The following is a 16470-nucleotide window of genomic DNA, read 5'->3' on the forward strand; positions in this document are numbered from 1 at the left end:
CAGGCGTCCCGAGTGCATGGCGTGCCTGGTCTCAGCTTCCCTCAACTTCCCTCAACTTCCCTCAGCAGTCCTTCACATTGGAGCAGTGGCCGCACTGAGTGACGGCGCGGTGCCGACCGCCGCGAGTGACCAGCGAGGAGTGGCGTGGGCGAGTTGTTCAGCGGGGCTGGCGGTCGCCAGTGCCGGTGGCGGCGCCTGACCGAGCAGCGTCAGGGTATGGTGCAGCAGCGTTCGAATCGCGCTGGCGTCTTCCGGCAGGGCCGGTGCCAGATTCTGCTTGGAGAGCTTCTGGCCATTGGCGGCCGTGATCAGCGGCAGGTGCGTCAGGCGCGGCATCGGCAGGTCGAGCGCGGCCTGCAGCAGGCGTTGCCAGGGGCTGTTATCGACCAGATCGAGCCCACGCACGACATCGGTGATGCCCTGCTCGGCATCATCCACCACTACGGCCAGCTGATAGGCCCACAGGCCATCGCGTCGCTTGAGCACCACATCGCCGAGCGCGGCGAGATCCAGCTGGACCGCGCCCTGCAGGCGGTCCTGCCAGCCAGCGATGGCCCGGGCGCCGCCGAAGCGCTCTGCCGCACGCACATCCAGCCGCCAGGCATGCTCGCCCGTGGGAGGTTCAGCTCGCTCACGGCACCAGCCGGGGTAGATGGCATGCTCGCGCCACTGCTTGCGCGAGCAGTCACACGGGTAGGCGATACCACTGGCCTTCAGTTGCTCCAGCGCCTCGGCGTAGGCGGCGTGACGCTGGCTCTGGTAGCGGAGCTCGCCATCGCGCTGCAGGCCGAAGGCATCCAGCTGGCGCAGGATGGTATCGGCGCTCCCGGTGGGGCAGCGTGGTGGGTCGATATCCTCGATACGCACCAGCCACTCGCCGCCGTGATGGCGGGCATCGAGATAGCTGGCGACGGCGGCCAGCAGCGAGCCCGCATGCAGCGGACCGGAAGGGGTAGGGGCAAAGCGGCCACGGTAGGCGGTAGGCATGTGGGCTCCGTCATCCTTCGTGGTGGGGAATTCGCAGGCAGCAGGGCCTGAACGCATACGGGCACCGCTCCGAGGAGGGTGCCCGTATGGGGGATGAGGGCGACGGCCTGACGTCGCTTCATCGACAGCAGGGCTTAGCGGCCCAGCTGCTTTTCCTTCAACTCGGCCAGCGTCTTGCAGTCGACACACTGGGTAGCGGTCGGACGTGCTTCCAGACGGCGAATGCCGATCTCGACGCCGCAGGCTTCGCAGAAGCCGTAGTCGTCTTCATCGATGTTCTCGATGGTCTCGTTGATCTTCTTCAGCAGCTTGCGCTCGCGATCACGTGTTCTCAGTTCGAGGCTGAAGCCTTCTTCCTGAGTGGCACGGTCTGCAGGGTCCGCGTAGTTGTTGGCATCTTCCTGCAAGTGACGCACGGTGCGATCGACCTCTTCCATCAGCTCCTGTTTCCAGTCCAGCAGGATCTGACGGAAGTGCGCTAGCTGCTTCTCGTTCATGTACTCTTCACCCGCTGCCGGCTCATACGGGGTGAATTTCTTAAGCGCTTCCGGCTTGGTTTCAGCTAAGGGCATGGGACCGCCTCATTCCGCAAGGTGACTTGGGCCGTCGACAGTCTGTTGCACTGCCTCCTTGGCCACGGCGAGGGGGCTGTCCTGACTGCTGCCCTCGCGAGAAGATCAGCTTATTTAGCGTAAAAATGACAAGTTTGCAACCGATCTCCGACGATAGTTTGTAGCGGGCAGTGGTCCGGCGTGTACCGGCAAACACCGATTTTCCTGCACGAAGGGGCTGGGAATGGGCCTTGGCAGGCGCCTAGAATGAAGCTCCCATCCTGAGGAGTGTTGTCATGCCGTTTGCCCGCCGTCTTGAATCCGTCGCTGCCTTTCGCGTGATGACGCTGCTGGAAGCCGCCCAGGCGCGCGAGGCCGCGGGCCATGACGTCATTCATCTGGAAGTGGGCGAGCCCGACTTCCCGACCCCCGCGCCGGTGATCGCCGCCGGGCAGGCGGCGCTGGCGGCCGGTCAGACGCGCTACACCCCTGCCTGCGGCCTGCCGGCCCTGCGCGAGGCCATCGCGGCAGACTATCAGCGCCGCCACGGCGTCACGGTGTCTCCCTCCCGTATCATCATCACGCCCGGCGCCTCCGGTGCCTTGCTGCTGGCCACATTGCTGTGCGCCGAACGTGGCGACAGCGTGTTGATGGCCGACCCGACCTACCCCTGCAATCGCCACTTCATGGGCCTGGTGGATGCCCAGCTGGATGTGGTGCCCGTCAATGCGGAGAGTGGCTGGCAGCTGACCGCCGAACTTGCCGATGATTTCTGGCGCGAGAACACGCGGGCCGTGATGGTGGCATCGCCCTCCAATCCCACCGGACACGTGCTGTCGCCCGAGGAATTGAAGGCGCTGGGCGAGCTGTGCCAGACGCGTGATGCGCACCTGCTGGTGGATGAGATCTATCAGGGGCTGACCTATGGCGTGCCTGCGCACACCGCACTGGCGGAGTGCCCCGATGCCTTCGTCATCAACAGCTTCTCGAAATACTTCGGCATGACGGGCTGGCGGCTGGGCTGGCTGGTGGCGCCGGAAGCCGCGGTCGAGCCATTGTCACGCCTGGCGCAGAATGTCTTCCTGGCTGCGTCGACGCCTGCCCAGCATGCGGCGCTGGCGGCCTTCACGCCGGAATGCGAAGCAGAGCTCGAGCGTCGTCGGCAGGTGCTGGAAGCCCGCCGTGGCGTGCTGCTGGCCGGGCTCGAACGCCTGGGGCTGGCGCCGTCGGTGCCGCCGCAGGGCGCCTTCTACGTCTGGCTGGATATCTCGCATCTGAGTGATGACAGCGAGGCCTTCTGCCGCGCACTGCTGGAAGAAGAGAATGTCGCCATCACTCCGGGCACGGACTTCGCGCTGGCCGAAGGGCGTCGCCATGTGCGTATCGCCTTCACCGCTGATGAGGCGCGTCTGCGCGAGGCCCTGGCCCGCATGGAGCGCTTCCTTGAGCGGCGTGCCACTCAGGCGGGAGTGTCGGCATGATGTTGCTTGAGGGACTGTATCGTGGTCGTTTGATCCGTCGCTACAAGCGCTTCTTCGCCGAGGTGGAGCTGCTCGAGGGTGAGCGGGCCGGTGAAGTGGTGACGGCGCATTGCCCGAATACCGGCTCGATGCGCGCGGTGTGCGTCGAAGGCTGTGAGGTATGGCTATCGCCGTCCGACAACCCCAAGCGCAAGCTCGCCTGGACCTGGGAGCTGATTCGCCTGCCTTTGGACCCGCCCGGCGCTGACGGCCGGCGTGAGGCCTTGGTGGCGGTGCATACCGGACGTGCCAATGCCCATGTCGAGGCGGCGCTGCAGCAGGCAAGCGTCAGCGTGCTGCACGACATGGGGCTCGCCGACTTTGCGCGCCTCAAGCGCGAGTCGCGTGTCGAGGTCCTGCTGCCGGGCAATGACACGCCGGAGCGTTCACGGCTTGATTTCCAGATGTGGCCGAAGGAGGAGGGCGCGGCCTCGATCTATCTGGAGGTCAAGCAATTGACGCTGCGTGAAGCCGACGGTCACGGCTATTTCCCGGACTCGGTGAGCACGCGTGCCCAGCGCCATCTGGCCAGCCTCGCGGCGCTGGTCGCAGCAGGCCACCGCTGCGTGCTGGTGTTCTGCGTCGCCCATGACGGGATCGAGGATGTCGCACCGGCGGCGCATCTCGATCCGGCCTATGCGCAGGCCTTTGCCCGGGCGCAGGCCGCCGGTGTCGAGGTAGTGGCGCTGGGCATGCAGATCACGCTCGAGGAGTCTCTTTCGGACGCGGGTCAGCCGCTGTGGCGAGCAAGACTGGGTCTGACGCGCGCGCTGTCACTGCATGACGCGCGCTTTGCTGGCTGATCAGGTCGCTGGCGTTCAGCCTGCCAGTCAGCGCTCGTCTCTCTCTATAATCTCTCCATCATCTCTCTATCATCTCTCCCTCATTTCTCCACCGCTGCCTGCGACCTCCCACAGCAGCAGCTGTGCTGGCGAGGCGTCGTTGTGCACCAGCTCAACGTCCAGCGCGGTCAAGCGTTGGCCGACGCAGGGTCCGCTGATGCAGGTGCCGTGATGCGGTTCGAAACAGGCCTGATGGCGGTGGCAGAGGATCAAGCCGCCGGTCGCGTCCATGTAGGGATCGCCAGTCTCGTCTTCGGTCAGCATTCGGCTGCCCTGGTGCGGGCAGCGGTCGAGGAAGGCGCGCGGGCCGTCGGATTGCATCACCAGCAAGGCCGGACGGCCATCATCGAGTGTCAGGGCCATGCTGCGGCCGATGGGCAGTGATGGCAGCGGCAGTCTCAAGCACAGCCTGGATGAGGGCCCTTGGGGGAGTGTTGGTGGCCTTTCGGACATGAGGGGGCTCGCATCGGGTATCATGGCAGCGTTGGCACGCTCTCTTGTGGTCTTTTACCGTGTCTTGCCGCTTCCTTCCATGCCGGGTCATCTTCATGTCGCTATTTCGCCGCTCGATCACTTCCAGCTTCCGCTCCAGCAACGAATCCGAGACGCCTGAGCGCACGGCCGGGGTGAGCCGTCGCCAGTTGCTGGCCGGCATGGTCGCCTCGGCGGGCGGGCTTTCCGTGCTGGGCACGGCACTGAGAAGCCCGCTCGCACAGGCCGCTCAGCCGGCCAACGGGCCTTTGCCACCACTGCCGGCCTGGCATGACCCCAAGGCGTCCCACCCGTTGCTGGGCAGCATTCTGGTCGCGGAGGGCAATCGTCGTCTGTCGCCAGCGGCGCTGGTCGATTGGAGTCAGGCGCACTCGATGGTGCTGCTGGGCGAGCATCACGACAATCCGGACCATCACCAGCTGGAACGCTGGTTGATCGATGCGCTGGTCGCGCGGCGTCAGCTGGGCGGTGTGGCGCTGGAGATGCTGGACACGACCCAGGATGCCGCCTTGTCGCTGGCCAACCGCACCTCGCTTGCGGTCGCGGGATTGCCGGATGACGAGCTTCAGCAGCTGCTGGCCTGGAATGCGCGCTGGCCCTTCACCGACTACGCCCCTCTGCTGCGCGGAGCGCTGGACAGTGGCGCGCCACTGGCCTCTGCCAGCCTGTCGGCGGCACAGCTGGAGGCCAGCATGGCACCGGGACAGTCGCCGCTGGCACTGCCGGAAGCGGTACTGCGCCTGCAGCGTGAGGCACTGGATGAAGGCCATTGCGGCCTGCTGGGTGCAGAGCGCCTGGATGCGATGTTGCGTGCACAGCTGGCGCGGGATCAGCAGATGGCAGAGCGCCTGGAGGGCCTGACGGCCGACGGCGCCACCAGCCTGCTGGTGTGTGGCTCCGGCCATGCCCGTCGCGATATCGGCGTGCCGCGTTGGCTGGACGGCAGCACGCTGTCCGTGGCGCTGATGCCGGTGGCCTGGGATGACGCGGGCCAACCGCTGACACATCTCACCGATTATCTGCCGGAAAGCGCCGGTGCGGCGCCGGCCTATGATCTGGTGTGGTTCACGCCGGCGACGGCGCCAGTCGCGGATGCCTGTGAAGGCCTGCGTGAGACGATGCAGACGACCGTCAGCTAGCGGCCAGTCAGGCCCTGCTTAGTCAGCCCTCGGACATCAGCAACACAACAGCGGCCTGAATTGCCGGCATGAAAAAAGGCACCTCTCGGAGGTGCCTTTTTCGTTGGTGCGACCTGCGTGGCGCGACCTGAAGAGCGACGCGATCAGGCGTTCTTGAGGTCCGAGGCGCTGTCGGCACGCCGACGCGGTGCCTTCTGCGGCGTTTCGTCTTTGTGATTGTCGTTGTGGCCGTCGTTATGGCTATCGTTGCTGCCGGCCTGCTCACGGAAGCGGTCTTCGATATAGGTGATGCGCGTGCGGCCGTGGGGCACCGGCTTGAAGTCGGCATCGACGCTGACCAGCACGATGCGGTCGATGGTCAGGATGCGCTCGCGGGTGATCTTGTTGCGGATCTCGACGCACAGCGAGATCGAGGTGCGACCGAAGGCGCTGGCGGTGATGCCCAGTTCGATGATGTCGCCCTGACGCGCGCTGGAGACGAAGTTGATCTCCGACATGAACTTGGTGACCACGCGCGAGGTGCCCAGTTGGACGATGGCGTAGATGGCCGCTTCTTCATCGATCCAGGCCAGCAGGCGTCCACCGAACAGGGTGCCGTTGGGGTTGAGATCTTCAGGCTTGACCCACTTGCGGGTATGGAAGTTCATGCACTCTCTCCTCGGGATGCCGGCGCACCTCACCGGAAGTGCGTGCCGTGATCCTCAGCTGCGTTTACCCCGAAAGTATATAGACTTTAGTTGCGACTGTCTGTGCATGGCCCGGATAGCGCAGCACTATCGCGGCGCGGAAGAATCGGTAGTGTCATGACGCGAAACGGCCGACAGGAGTGTCCTGTCGGCCGTTTTCTTGCGGTGCCTGGCGCTTGGTCTGTGGCGACTGCTGTAGGGCGCCTGAACTCAGCGCTGGTCGGGCGGGCAGTTGTCGCGGCAGACGCGGAAGATGGCCACTTCCCCGAACAGGTTCGGCCACCAGGTCGCCGCCGGGTGTGGCTCGTGATCGCCATTGCCGACCGCGCGATCGATGATCTTGAGGCCCTGGGCGCGACACAGGCGCTCGAAGTCCGCGAAGGTCGACAGGTGGATGTTCGGCGTGTCGTACCAGGCGTGAGGCAGCGACTTGGAGACCGGCATGCGCCCCTTCATGCCCAGGTGCAGGCGGTGGCGCCAGTAGGCGAAGTTGGGGAAGGTGATGATGGCCTCACGCGAGACACGCATCATCTCTTCCAGCGCACGGTCCGGGCGACGCAGTACCTGCAATGCCTGGGACATCACCACGCGATCGAAGGTGTCGTCGGCGAAGTTGGCCAGGCCATCATCGACATTCTGCTCGATGACGTTCACGCCACGGGCGATACAGGCACTGATGTTGTCGGGGTCGATCTCCAGGCCATAGCCGAAGACCTGCTTGGTCTCCTTGAGGGAGGCCAGCAGGGTGCCGTCACCGCAGGCGAGGTCCAGCACGCGCGCGCCTTCGGGAATCCAGTCATGAATCTGGGCGAGGTCGTTACGCATGGCTGGTCTCCTTGGTGCTCGGCTTTTGCGTGGCTGGCGCGCCACAGGCGTGGTCGTAAGCGCGAGTCAGGAAGTTGCCCAGCACCGTCTCGTAGCGCTCGCCCGGCAGCAGGAAGGCATCATGGCCGTGCGGCGAGTCGATGTTGGCGTAGCTGACCGACTTGCCGGCATGGATCATGGCATTGACCAGCTCGCGAGAGCGTGACGGCGCGAAGCGCCAGTCGGTGGTGAAGCTGACTACCAGTACCGGGCAGCTGATCGGCGCCATGGCCGCGGACAGGTCTTCGCCTGCCGTGGCGGCAGGATCGAAGTAGTCGAGCGCCTTGGTCATCAGCAGGTAGGTATTGGCATCGAAGGCGGTGGAGAAGGTATCGCCCTGGTGGCGCAGATAGCTCTCGACCTGGAAGTCGACGTCGTAACCGAAGTTGAGGCGGTCCTGACGCAGATCACGCCCGAACTTGGTGCCCATCGAATGCTCGGAAAGATAGGTGATGTGACCGACCATGCGCGCCAGCTTGAGGCCGCGCTTGGGCACGGCATCGACACGCGAGTACCAGCCGTCATGGAATTCCGGGTCAGAGCGAATCGCCTGACGCGCGACTTCATTGAAGGCGATGTTCTGCGCCGAGAGTTTCGGCGTGCAGGCGATGATGGCGACATGACCGACGCGATCAGGGTGATCCATTACCCACTGCAGCGCCTGCATGCCACCCAGCGAGCCACCGACCACTGCCGCGAAGCGGGTGATGCCGAGAGACTCGGCGAGGCGCTTCTGGCTCTCGACCCAGTCCGGCACGGTAACCAATGGGAAGTCAGGCCCCCATTGCTCGCCCGTCTCCGGGTTGATCGAGGTCGGGCCGGTACTGCCGTGGCAGCCGCCGATGTTGTTCAGCGCGATGACGAAGAAGCGCGAGGTATCAATGGGCTTGCCGGGGCCGATGTAGTCGTCCCACCAGCCAGGCTTGCGGTCGCTCATGGCGTGATAGCCGGCCGCATGATGGTGGCCGGTGAGGGCATGACAGATCAGGATGGCGTTGCTGGCGTCCGCGTTCAGCTCGCCGTAGGTCTCGTAGACCAGCGAGTACTGCTCGAGGCGTCTGCCGCAGGCCAGCTCCAGCGGGGTATTGAAGTGGGCAGTCTGAGGCGTGACGAGACCGACCGAATCCGGGGGCAGGGAATCAGGCATCGTGGTGAAGGTTTCCAGCATCATGTCCAGCAGAGTGTTCGGGGCAAGGCCCGTGTCCGGGGCGCGAAGCCGCGGTGATGCGCCTTGTGGGCGTCTCGTGCACCGTGGTTCTGGCTTCGGCCGAGGGCTCACTCTAGCACAGCGTGCGCACGCGTGATCCAGTGAGACTTGATGCAAGAGCGCCCGCCACGGGAGTCCGTGGCGGGCGCTGATCTCGTCGGCCTGTGCGCTGGGCGCGTGCGAGCCATCCTTGCTGGCGGAGCGCCGGCTTAACTGAAGGCGCTGCGCAGCATGCCCAGTGACGGCAGGGTCTGGTTGATCAGGCTGCCGACCAGATTGAGCGCGATGAACACGAAGATCGGGGACAGATCGAGCATGCCGATCGACGGAATCACCTTGCGCACCGGCTTCATGATCGGATCGACCAGCTGGTGGACTAGGATGGCGCCCGGGTGGTTGGCCTGCGGTGCGACCCACGACAGGATGATCATCGCGATCAGGGCGAAGAAGTAGATGTTGATGATGCTGTCGAGGATGGTGCCCAGTGCCGTCAGCGCGATGAAGCCGACCGGCAGCATGCCGCCACCGAACAGGGCGCCGATCGCGACCAGCACCAGGCTGACGACGATGAAGGCCGCGGCCAGGGTGGCGATGTCGAAGCGTCCCAGCGGGCGCAGGATGCCCTGCAACGGGGCTACCAGCGGGTTGGTCGCCTTGACCACTGACTGGGTGACAGGGTTGTAGAAGTCCGCGCGGGACAGCTGCAGCAGGAAGCGCAGCATCAGGATGTAGACAAACAGTTGCAGCAGGATGGTGACCAGCTGAAGTCCGATATTACCCATAGCACCCATGGGGCTTTCCTTAAGACGGTGAGAAGTGGGCGCGCGATTGTGCACGCGTCATGCCGCTAGCATGCCAACAACAGATGAACAGCGCATGATGGCCTGTTGTGACCCGGGCTGCCAGCGGCCTGCAGGAGTTGTCAGTGGGGCAGAGGCTGTCAGCGATCCAGCTCGCGGGCAAGCTCGGCGGCGCGCACGCTGGAGGCCTTGGCGGCGCGCTCGACGATATCGCGCAGGCCATCCTCCTCGAAGCTGTTGATGGCGCGCTCCGTGGTGCCATTCGGCGAGCACACGCGGCGACGCAGTTCGGCAGGCTCATGCTCGCTGGAGAAGGCCATCTCGGCGGCACCGCGGGCGGTCTGGATCGCCAGGCGGCGCGCGGTCTCGGCATTCAGCCCCAGCTCGATGCCTGCCGCTTCGAGTGACTCGATGAACAGGAAGAAGTAGGCCGGGCCGGAACCGGAAATGCCGGTGACGGCTTCCAGCAGACCTTCTTCCTCGACCCACTCGACGATACCGACCGCAGTCAGCATCTCATCCATCAAGCCGCGTTGCTCCTCCGTCACCTGGGCGGTGGCATAGAGGCCGCTGGCACCGACACCGACCAGTGACGGTGTGTTGGGCATGCAGCGGATGATGGCGAGGTCGCCGCCCAGCCAGCGCTCGAGGCTGTCGCAGGTGATGCCGGCCGCGACCGAGACGATCAGCGGCTTGCGGTTCTGAACCGCAGGGGTCAGCGCCTGGCAGACGTCATGCATCATCTGCGGCTTGACGCCCAGCACCACGACATCGGCTTGCGAGACGGCGTAGGCGTTGTCCTGGGTCGTGCTCACGCCGTAGCGCTGCTCGAGGGCATCGAGTGTCTCGCGCGAGCGAGCCGTGGCGATGATGCGGTCCGCGGGATAGCCGGCATCGACCATGCCGCCGAAGATGGCACTGGCCATGTTGCCGGCGCCGATGAAGGCGATGGTGCGCGGTGTAGCGGTGCTCTGGTGCGTCATGCGGTGCTCCTGATCATTCAGTGGGAGGGCTGGCGGCAAGCTCGAGAGCCTTGCATCAGCGAGCGTTGGACTCAGTGGACGTGGGAATAGTCACGTGCGCCGAAGATGGCAGTGCCGAGGCGTACCAGTGTCGCACCTTCAGCGACGGCGGCCTCAAGATCCGCGCTCATGCCCATCGAGAGCGTATCGAGCCGGGCCTGCGGGTAGCTGGCGGCGGGGAAGCGCGTCTGCAGTTGCTCCAGCAGCTCGCGAAGCTGGCGGAAGGGCGCACGGCGCTCGGTCTCACTGGCATCGGCGGCGCAGGGGGCCGGAATCGCCATCAGGCCGCGCAGGCGCAGCCCGGGCAGCGTGATCACCGCCTCGGCCAGCGCCAGCAGTTCCTGCGGTGCCACGCCAGCCTTGGAGGCTTCGCCGGAGATATTGACCTGCAGGCAGACATCGAGCGCGCCAAGCTCACGGGGGCGCTGCTCGCTCAGGCGGCGTGCGATCTTCTCGCGTTCCACGGTATGCACCCAGGCAAAGTGCTCGGCAATGGCGCGCGTCTTGTTGGACTGGATGGGGCCGATGAAATGCCATTCGATATCGGTGAGGTCCGACAGCGCCTGCTGCTTGTCCAGCGCTTCCTGCAGGTAGTTCTCGCCGAAGGCCCGCTGGCCGGATTGCCAGGCTGCGCGCACCAGCGTGGCGGGTTTGGTCTTGCTGACGGCCAGCACTTGCGCCGAATCAGCGTTGCGTTTACTTGTCTGCAATGCCTTTTCCAGCCGCGCGCGGGCCTCTAGGATACACTGGGTAACACAAGCTTCGTCGTCGGGGACTGCGGTCATGCGGCTCGGCTCCAGAATTTGCGGAACAACCTGGCGATGGCTGGCACGGTATCAGGCGTGTCATCAATAGCATGAGCGTGACAGGCCTGGTGACATGGTGCCCATCGCACTATCTACTGAAGAGCCACTTCACACTTTCACCAGAGTACACAAGACTCGTTGGTACAAGAGCTTCGGTCTTCGCGAGGGAACTGCATGGATATTACCGAACTGCTGGCTTTTTCGGCAAAACAGAACGCGTCGGATCTTCACCTGTCCGCTGGTTTGCCACCGATGATTCGTGTCGACGGTGATGTGCGGCGCATCAATGTGCCGTCAATGGATGACAAGCAGGTGCGCGCGCTGATCTACGAGATCATGAACGACAAGCAGCGCCGTGACTTCGAGGAATTCCTCGAGACCGATTTCTCCTTCGAGGTGCCGGGTGTCTCGCGCTTTCGTGTCAACGCCTTCCATCAGGGGCGTGGCGCGGGGGCCGTCTTCCGTACCATCCCCTCGGAAGTGCTGACGATGGAGGATCTGGGGCTCGGTGAAGCCTTCCGCAAGATGTGCATGCTGCCGCGCGGCCTGATTCTTGTCACCGGGCCGACCGGCTCCGGTAAATCCACCACGCTGGCGGCGATGGTCGATTACATCAACGAGAACAAGTACGACCACATCCTCACCATCGAGGACCCGGTGGAATTCGTGCACCAGTCCAAGCGGTGTCTGGTCAACCAGCGTGAAGTGCACCGTGATACCCACGGCTTCGCGCCCGCGCTGCGTTCGGCGCTGCGTGAAGACCCGGATGTCATTCTGGTCGGCGAGCTGCGAGATCTCGAGACCATCCGCCTGGCGCTGACCGCGGCCGAGACGGGTCACCTGGTGTTCGGCACCCTGCACACCACCTCCGCGACCAAGACCGTCGACCGTATCATCGACGTCTTCCCCGGCGAGGAGAAGTCGATGGTGCGCTCGATGCTGTCCGAGTCCCTGCAGGGCGTCATCGCCCAGACACTGCTCAAGAAGATTGGCGGTGGCCGGGTGGCGGCTCACGAGATCATGATCGCGACGCCTGCCATTCGTAACCTGATCCGCGAGGACAAGGTGGCGCAGATGTATTCCTCCATCCAGACCGGTGGCGCCCTGGGCATGCAGACACTGGATGCAGCGCTGACGCGTCTGTTGGCGGAAGGGCTGGTGACCAATGAAGATGCTCAGGCGAAAGCCAAGGGCTTGTTGAGCTGAATTCGCCAGGAGTACCGACAATCACGTTGCAGGTAGGTGGGGCAGGGGCCGGAACACGTCAACTTTTCAGGTTCATGGGACGGCATTTCAGCGCGAGGCCTTGGGCGCGACTCTCAAGGCGCATATCGGGATACAACTCATGACTCCTCATGAATGGCTGCATGAACTTCTGCAGTTGATGGTCAGCAAGGGCAGCTCGGACCTGTTCATCTCCACCGGCACACCGCCGCAGATGAAGGTCAATGGCCGCATGGTGGCGCTGGGTGACAAGAAGCTGAGTGTCGATCAGGTGAGAGAGCTGGTGCTCGCACCGATGAGTGACATGCAGCGCGAGCGCTTCGAGGAAGAGCGCGAGGCCAACTTCGCGCATAGCTTGCCGGGAGTCGGGCGCTTCAGGATCAGCGCCTTCTACCAGCGCAGCCAGATGGGCATGGTGATTCGCCGCATCCAGCTGTCGATTCCCAGCCTGGAAGAGTTGCGGCTGCCGGAGATCATCAAGGGGCTTTCCGAGACCAAGCGTGGTCTGGTGATCTTCGTCGGCGGTACCGGCGCCGGCAAGTCGACCTCGCTGGCGGCGATGATCCAGCACCGCAACCAGACCTCGAGCGGGCACATCATCTGCATCGAAGACCCGATCGAGTATATCCACCCTCACCAGCGCTCCATCGTGACGCAGCGTGAAGTGGGGATCGATACCGAGTCCTTCGAGGTGGCACTGCGCAATACGCTGCGCCAAGCGCCGGACGTGATCATGATCGGCGAGATCCGCTCGCGTGAGACCATGGAGCATGCGCTGACCTTCGCCGAGACCGGTCACCTGTGTCTTGCGACGTTGCATGCCAACAATGCCAACCAGGCGCTGGACCGCATCATCCACTTCTTCCCGGAGGAGCGTCATGAACAGGTGTGGATGGATCTGTCGCTGAACCTCAAGGGCATCGTGGCCCAGCAGCTGCTGCCTCACAAGAGTGGCAACACCACCCAGCGCGTGCCGGCCATTGAGGTGATGCTGCGTTCACCGCTGATCGTCGACCTGATCCGCAAGGGCGCGGTGGTCGAGATCAAGGACGTCATGAAGCGCTCGCAGCAGCAGGGCATGATGACCTTCGATCAATCGCTGTACGCCTTGCATCAGCAGGGCTTGATCACCGAGGAAGTGGCTTTGGCGCATGCCGATTCCGCCAATGACCTGCGCCTGATGATCAAGTTCGGTGATTCCGACAGCGCCCAGGAAGCCCAGCTGGATGTCCTGAATGCCGCCAGTCGCTTCTCGCTGCAAGGGGATGACGACTGAGGCGTGTCGGTGATGTCAGCTGTCGGTGATGTTGGCGTAGAGATCAGTCAACCAAGAGCCGCCCTTCTTCTGAGGAAGAGGGCGGCTTTTTCGTATCCGATGAGGATCAGCGGGCGTAGAGGCCGCCCAGCACTCTCGGGCCGCTCGCGCCGGTCACGCTGGGCAGGTTGCCGGGACGCTCCAGTACTCTGCGCGCCGCGAGCCAGGCAAAGGCGCTGGCTTCGAGCAGGTCTGCGTTCCAGCCCATGTCAGCGCAGGGCACGAGGGGCGTCGCTTGCTCGCCTTGCGCCAGGCGCTGCTCCAGCTGAGTGAGCAGGGCGCCATTGCGTGCCCCGCCACCACAGGGAGTCAGCGCGGCCAGTGACACGCCGGTCTGCTCCAGAGCCCGCACGATGCTCTCGACGGTCAGGCTCAAGAGCGTGGCCTGCACGTCGGCCGGTGCCTCGTCGCCGGTCAGGTGCTGTGCCAACCAGTCGAGATGGAAGTCTTCGCGGCCAGTGCTCTTGGGAAGTGGTCGGCGGAAGTAATCGGCCGACAGCAATCTCTCGAGCAAGTCAGGGATCACCTTGCCGCTGGCGGCCCATTGGCCGTCCTGATCCACCGCGGTGCCACGATGACGCGCATGCCAGGCATCCAGCAGGCAGTTGGCGGGGCCGGTGTCGAAGCCGATGACGTCAGCCGTGGAGTCCTGAGGGGGAAGTAGCGTCAGGTTGGCGATGCCACCCAGGTTGAGCAGCCCATGCCATTGGTCTGGCTGACTGAAAAGAGCAGCGTGGAAGGCGGGCGCCAGCGGGGCCGCCTGACCGCCGGCGGCCAGATCACGGCGCCGGAAGTCAGCGACGACGGGAATGCCGCACAGCTCGGCCAGCAGGCTGGGGTTGTCGAGCTGCAGGGTGTAGGGCGTGTGACATGGCTGATCGCTGAAGCCGTAGGGGCGATGCTCGATGGTCTGGCCATGGCTGCCGATGGCCGCGATATCGTCTGCACTCAGTTGCTGGCGGGTCAGCAAGCGCGTCACTGCGCTGGCGGCCAGTTCGGCCAACGCCTGCTCGGCGGCGGCGAGATCGGCGAAGCATGCCTCATCGCAATGCATCAGCTGCCAGAGCCGAGTCCGCAGTGTCTCGGGCAGCGGCAGATCGAGCCCATCAATGAAGCGAATCCGTTCGTGGTCTGGCGAGGAGGGGGTGATATCGAGCAAGGCGATATCCAGTCCGTCCAGGCTGGTGCCGGTCATCAAGCCAAGGTAGAGCGCCATTGGGGGTCTCCCGATCATTGGGGGCGTGCAACAGGGGGGTGAAGCTTGTGAGCACGCCGCTCAGCAGCAGGGGGTGCATGCCATGCTCGTCATGCTAACATTCTCGGCCAACATGCCCCGTTACGAGGGGAGCAGCAACGGTCAGAGAGGGCAGGATGAGCGACAAGTCAGTAGTGGAAGCGCTGGAGATCATCAAGCGCGGTACCGATGAGGTGCTGGTCGAGGAAGAGCTGATCAAGAAGCTCGAGTCCGGGCGCAAGCTCAAGGTCAAGGCAGGCTTTGATCCGACGGCGCCGGACCTGCACCTCGGTCATACGGTGCTGATCAACAAGCTGCGCCAGCTGCAGGACCTCGGTCACGAGATCATCTTCCTGATCGGTGATTTCACCGGCCGCATCGGCGACCCCACCGGCAAGAGCGTGACGCGCAAGCCGCTGACCGAAGAGGATGTGAAGGCCAACGCCCTGACGTATCAGGAGCAGGTCTTCAAGATCCTCGACAAGGACAAGACGCGCATCGCCTTCAACTCCGAATGGATCAACAAGCTCTCCGCGGGTGACATGATCGAGCTGGCGGCCTCCAGTACGGTCGCGCGCATGCTCGAGCGTGACGATTTCGACAAGCGCTATACCGGCAATCAGCCGATCTCCATCCATGAGTTCCTCTATCCGCTGATCCAGGGGTATGACTCCGTGGCACTGGAAGCGGACATCGAGCTTGGCGGCACCGATCAGAAGTTCAATCTGCTGATGGGGCGTGAGCTGCAGCGCCAGCGTGGCCAGGAGCCGCAGGTCGTGATCACCATGCCGATCCTCGAGGGCCTGGATGGCGTGCAGAAGATGTCCAAGTCGCTGGGCAACTACATCGGCATCAACGACCGCCCGGGCGAGATGTTCAACAAGATCGTCTCCATGCCGGATTCGCTGATGTGGCGTTACTTCGAGCTGCTGTCGCTGCGTCCTCTCGATGAAGTGAAGGCGCTGATGGCCAGCATCGACGACGGTGCCAACCCGCGTGATATCAAGATGGAGCTGGCGCGCGAGCTGGTGGCACGCTTCCACGATGAAGAAGCGGCGGCGACGGCGCACCTCTCCAGCGGCAATCAGCTGGCCGACGGCGAGCTGCCGGCGGACATGCCGGATGTCACCGTCAGCCTGGAAGGCGCCGAGGTGGCGCCGATCGCGGCGGTCATCAACCGCGCGGGCCTGGCCAACAACAGTGCCCAGGCCAAGGACATGCTCAAGAATGGTCGCGTGAAAGTGGATGGCGAAGTGGTCGAGCCTTCCTACATGGCACCTTTCGATACTGCCATCGTCATCCAGGCCGGCAAGAAGCGTTACGCACGAGTGACCGTGACGCGCTGAGGTACTGACAGGTATTGAGAAGACGCTGGCGTATGTCGCCTCCCGTTCGGCCCCACCAGACATGGTGGGGCCGAACGCGTTGTGAGCGCCTGACATCACCGCGGCGAGATTCTCTCAAGAAAGCCCTTGCCCTCACGGCGGTTCGTGCGTAAAGTACGCATCCGCTGCCGGGGACGCATGGCGTTGCCAGCGGTGAAAGAGGTTTGCAGGTGATTGTTTTGCTTGATGTTTTTGAAGTCCGCTTCGAATTCATCGATTGACAATCCCGGGCGATTCGCTAGAATACGCTGCACTCCTTACGGAACAGGTGATCGAGCAATGCTCCTCACCGCTTGATGATGCTTAGAGGCAGTCGACTGACTCATCATCAAGTGCTTGACTTCTCAAGCGTTCCGGGTAGAATATGCCTCCTCGCTTAACAGCGACGCTCTTTAA

16 protein-coding genes are annotated in these 16470 nt (G+C 63.9%); 6 read left to right on the plus strand and 10 right to left on the minus strand.

The features are described from left to right. Positions 1 to 72: 72 nt before the first annotated feature. Both gluQRS and dksA read right to left on the minus strand, forming a co-directional pair. Positions 73 to 987, minus strand: a complete 915-nt coding sequence (gene gluQRS / locus MSG32_RS14705) for a tRNA glutamyl-Q(34) synthetase GluQRS (RefSeq protein ID WP_248380446.1) — start codon at positions 985 to 987, stop codon at positions 73 to 75. A gap of 134 nt (positions 988 to 1121) precedes the next feature. Beyond that, positions 1122 to 1559: an RNA polymerase-binding protein DksA gene (gene dksA, locus MSG32_RS14710; RefSeq protein WP_043333424.1), complete on the minus strand. Its 438-nt coding sequence runs from the start codon at positions 1557 to 1559 to the stop codon at positions 1122 to 1124. 275 nt (positions 1560 to 1834) lie between these two features. On the opposite strand from dksA, the gene MSG32_RS14715 reads away from it, so the two are divergent. Continuing rightward, entirely contained in the window at positions 1835 to 3019 is a 1185-nt protein-coding gene (locus tag MSG32_RS14715; protein ID WP_054556453.1) for an aminotransferase class I/II-fold pyridoxal phosphate-dependent enzyme, read from the plus strand. Continuing rightward, positions 3016 to 3861: a DNA/RNA nuclease SfsA gene (gene sfsA, locus MSG32_RS14720; RefSeq protein WP_248380448.1), complete on the plus strand. Its 846-nt coding sequence runs from the start codon at positions 3016 to 3018 to the stop codon at positions 3859 to 3861. The genes MSG32_RS14715 and sfsA overlap by 4 nt, the downstream gene beginning before the upstream one ends. Before the next feature lie 69 nt (positions 3862 to 3930). On the opposite strand, the gene MSG32_RS14725 is transcribed toward sfsA, so the two are convergent. After that, positions 3931 to 4263 carry a Rieske 2Fe-2S domain-containing protein gene (locus tag MSG32_RS14725; protein WP_248380450.1) on the minus strand — a complete coding sequence of 111 codons (333 nt, stop codon included), beginning with the start codon at positions 4261 to 4263 and terminating at the stop codon, positions 3931 to 3933. Between the two features lie 185 nt (positions 4264 to 4448). Here MSG32_RS14725 and MSG32_RS14730 point away from each other — a divergent pair, with 185 nt between their 5' ends. Next, positions 4449 to 5531: a ChaN family lipoprotein gene (locus MSG32_RS14730; protein ID WP_248380452.1), complete on the plus strand. Its 1083-nt coding sequence runs from the start codon at positions 4449 to 4451 to the stop codon at positions 5529 to 5531. Between the two features lie 143 nt (positions 5532 to 5674). Here the strand turns inward: MSG32_RS14730 and MSG32_RS14735 are convergent, their stop codons facing one another. The 6 genes from MSG32_RS14735 to MSG32_RS14760 all read right to left on the minus strand — a co-directional run bounded on the left by MSG32_RS14735 (position 5675) and on the right by MSG32_RS14760 (position 10895). Continuing rightward, positions 5675 to 6178 carry a hotdog domain-containing protein gene (locus tag MSG32_RS14735; protein WP_213114185.1) on the minus strand — a complete coding sequence of 168 codons (504 nt, stop codon included), beginning with the start codon at positions 6176 to 6178 and terminating at the stop codon, positions 5675 to 5677. A gap of 249 nt (positions 6179 to 6427) precedes the next feature. Beyond that, complete coding sequence (metW, locus tag MSG32_RS14740) at positions 6428 to 7042, minus strand: methionine biosynthesis protein MetW (protein WP_213114186.1); 615 nt, start codon at positions 7040 to 7042, stop codon at positions 6428 to 6430. Continuing rightward, positions 7035 to 8228: a homoserine O-acetyltransferase gene (locus MSG32_RS14745; protein ID WP_248380454.1), complete on the minus strand. Its 1194-nt coding sequence runs from the start codon at positions 8226 to 8228 to the stop codon at positions 7035 to 7037. Before MSG32_RS14745 ends, metW begins: the two co-directional genes overlap by 8 nt. A 269-nt stretch (positions 8229 to 8497) precedes the next feature. Beyond that, entirely contained in the window at positions 8498 to 9079 is a 582-nt protein-coding gene (locus tag MSG32_RS14750) for a YggT family protein (RefSeq protein ID WP_043333437.1), read from the minus strand. A gap of 149 nt (positions 9080 to 9228) precedes the next feature. Beyond that, positions 9229 to 10071 (minus strand): pyrroline-5-carboxylate reductase, encoded by an 843-nt coding sequence (gene proC / locus MSG32_RS14755; RefSeq protein ID WP_043333440.1) that lies wholly within the window; start codon positions 10069 to 10071, stop codon positions 9229 to 9231. Positions 10072 to 10142: 71 nt separating this feature from the next. Further along, the gene (locus MSG32_RS14760) at positions 10143 to 10895 is read right to left on the minus strand and encodes a YggS family pyridoxal phosphate-dependent enzyme (RefSeq protein WP_248380455.1); all 753 of its coding nucleotides are present in this window, start codon (positions 10893 to 10895) and stop codon (positions 10143 to 10145) included. A gap of 195 nt (positions 10896 to 11090) precedes the next feature. Between MSG32_RS14760 and MSG32_RS14765 the strand changes: the two genes are divergently transcribed. Both MSG32_RS14765 and MSG32_RS14770 read left to right on the plus strand, forming a co-directional pair. Then, positions 11091 to 12122, plus strand: coding sequence for a type IV pilus twitching motility protein PilT (locus tag MSG32_RS14765; RefSeq protein WP_043333445.1), 1032 nt, complete (start codon positions 11091 to 11093; stop codon positions 12120 to 12122). A gap of 139 nt (positions 12123 to 12261) precedes the next feature. Further along, positions 12262 to 13416: a PilT/PilU family type 4a pilus ATPase gene (locus MSG32_RS14770; protein ID WP_043333447.1), complete on the plus strand. Its 1155-nt coding sequence runs from the start codon at positions 12262 to 12264 to the stop codon at positions 13414 to 13416. Positions 13417 to 13522: 106 nt separating this feature from the next. Here the strand turns inward: MSG32_RS14770 and MSG32_RS14775 are convergent, their stop codons facing one another. Continuing rightward, positions 13523 to 14671, minus strand: a complete 1149-nt coding sequence (locus MSG32_RS14775) for an anhydro-N-acetylmuramic acid kinase (protein WP_248380457.1) — start codon at positions 14669 to 14671, stop codon at positions 13523 to 13525. Between the two features lie 155 nt (positions 14672 to 14826). Between MSG32_RS14775 and tyrS the strand changes: the two genes are divergently transcribed. Beyond that, on the plus strand, positions 14827 to 16035 hold the full coding sequence (tyrS, locus tag MSG32_RS14780) for a tyrosine--tRNA ligase (protein WP_248380459.1): 1209 nt from the start codon (positions 14827 to 14829) through the stop codon (positions 16033 to 16035). Positions 16036 to 16470 lie beyond the last annotated feature (435 nt).

Origin of the sequence: Cobetia sp. 1CM21F, from assembly GCF_023161745.1 — a bacterium.
GTDB classification, from domain to species: domain Bacteria; phylum Pseudomonadota; class Gammaproteobacteria; order Pseudomonadales; family Halomonadaceae; genus Cobetia; species Cobetia amphilecti.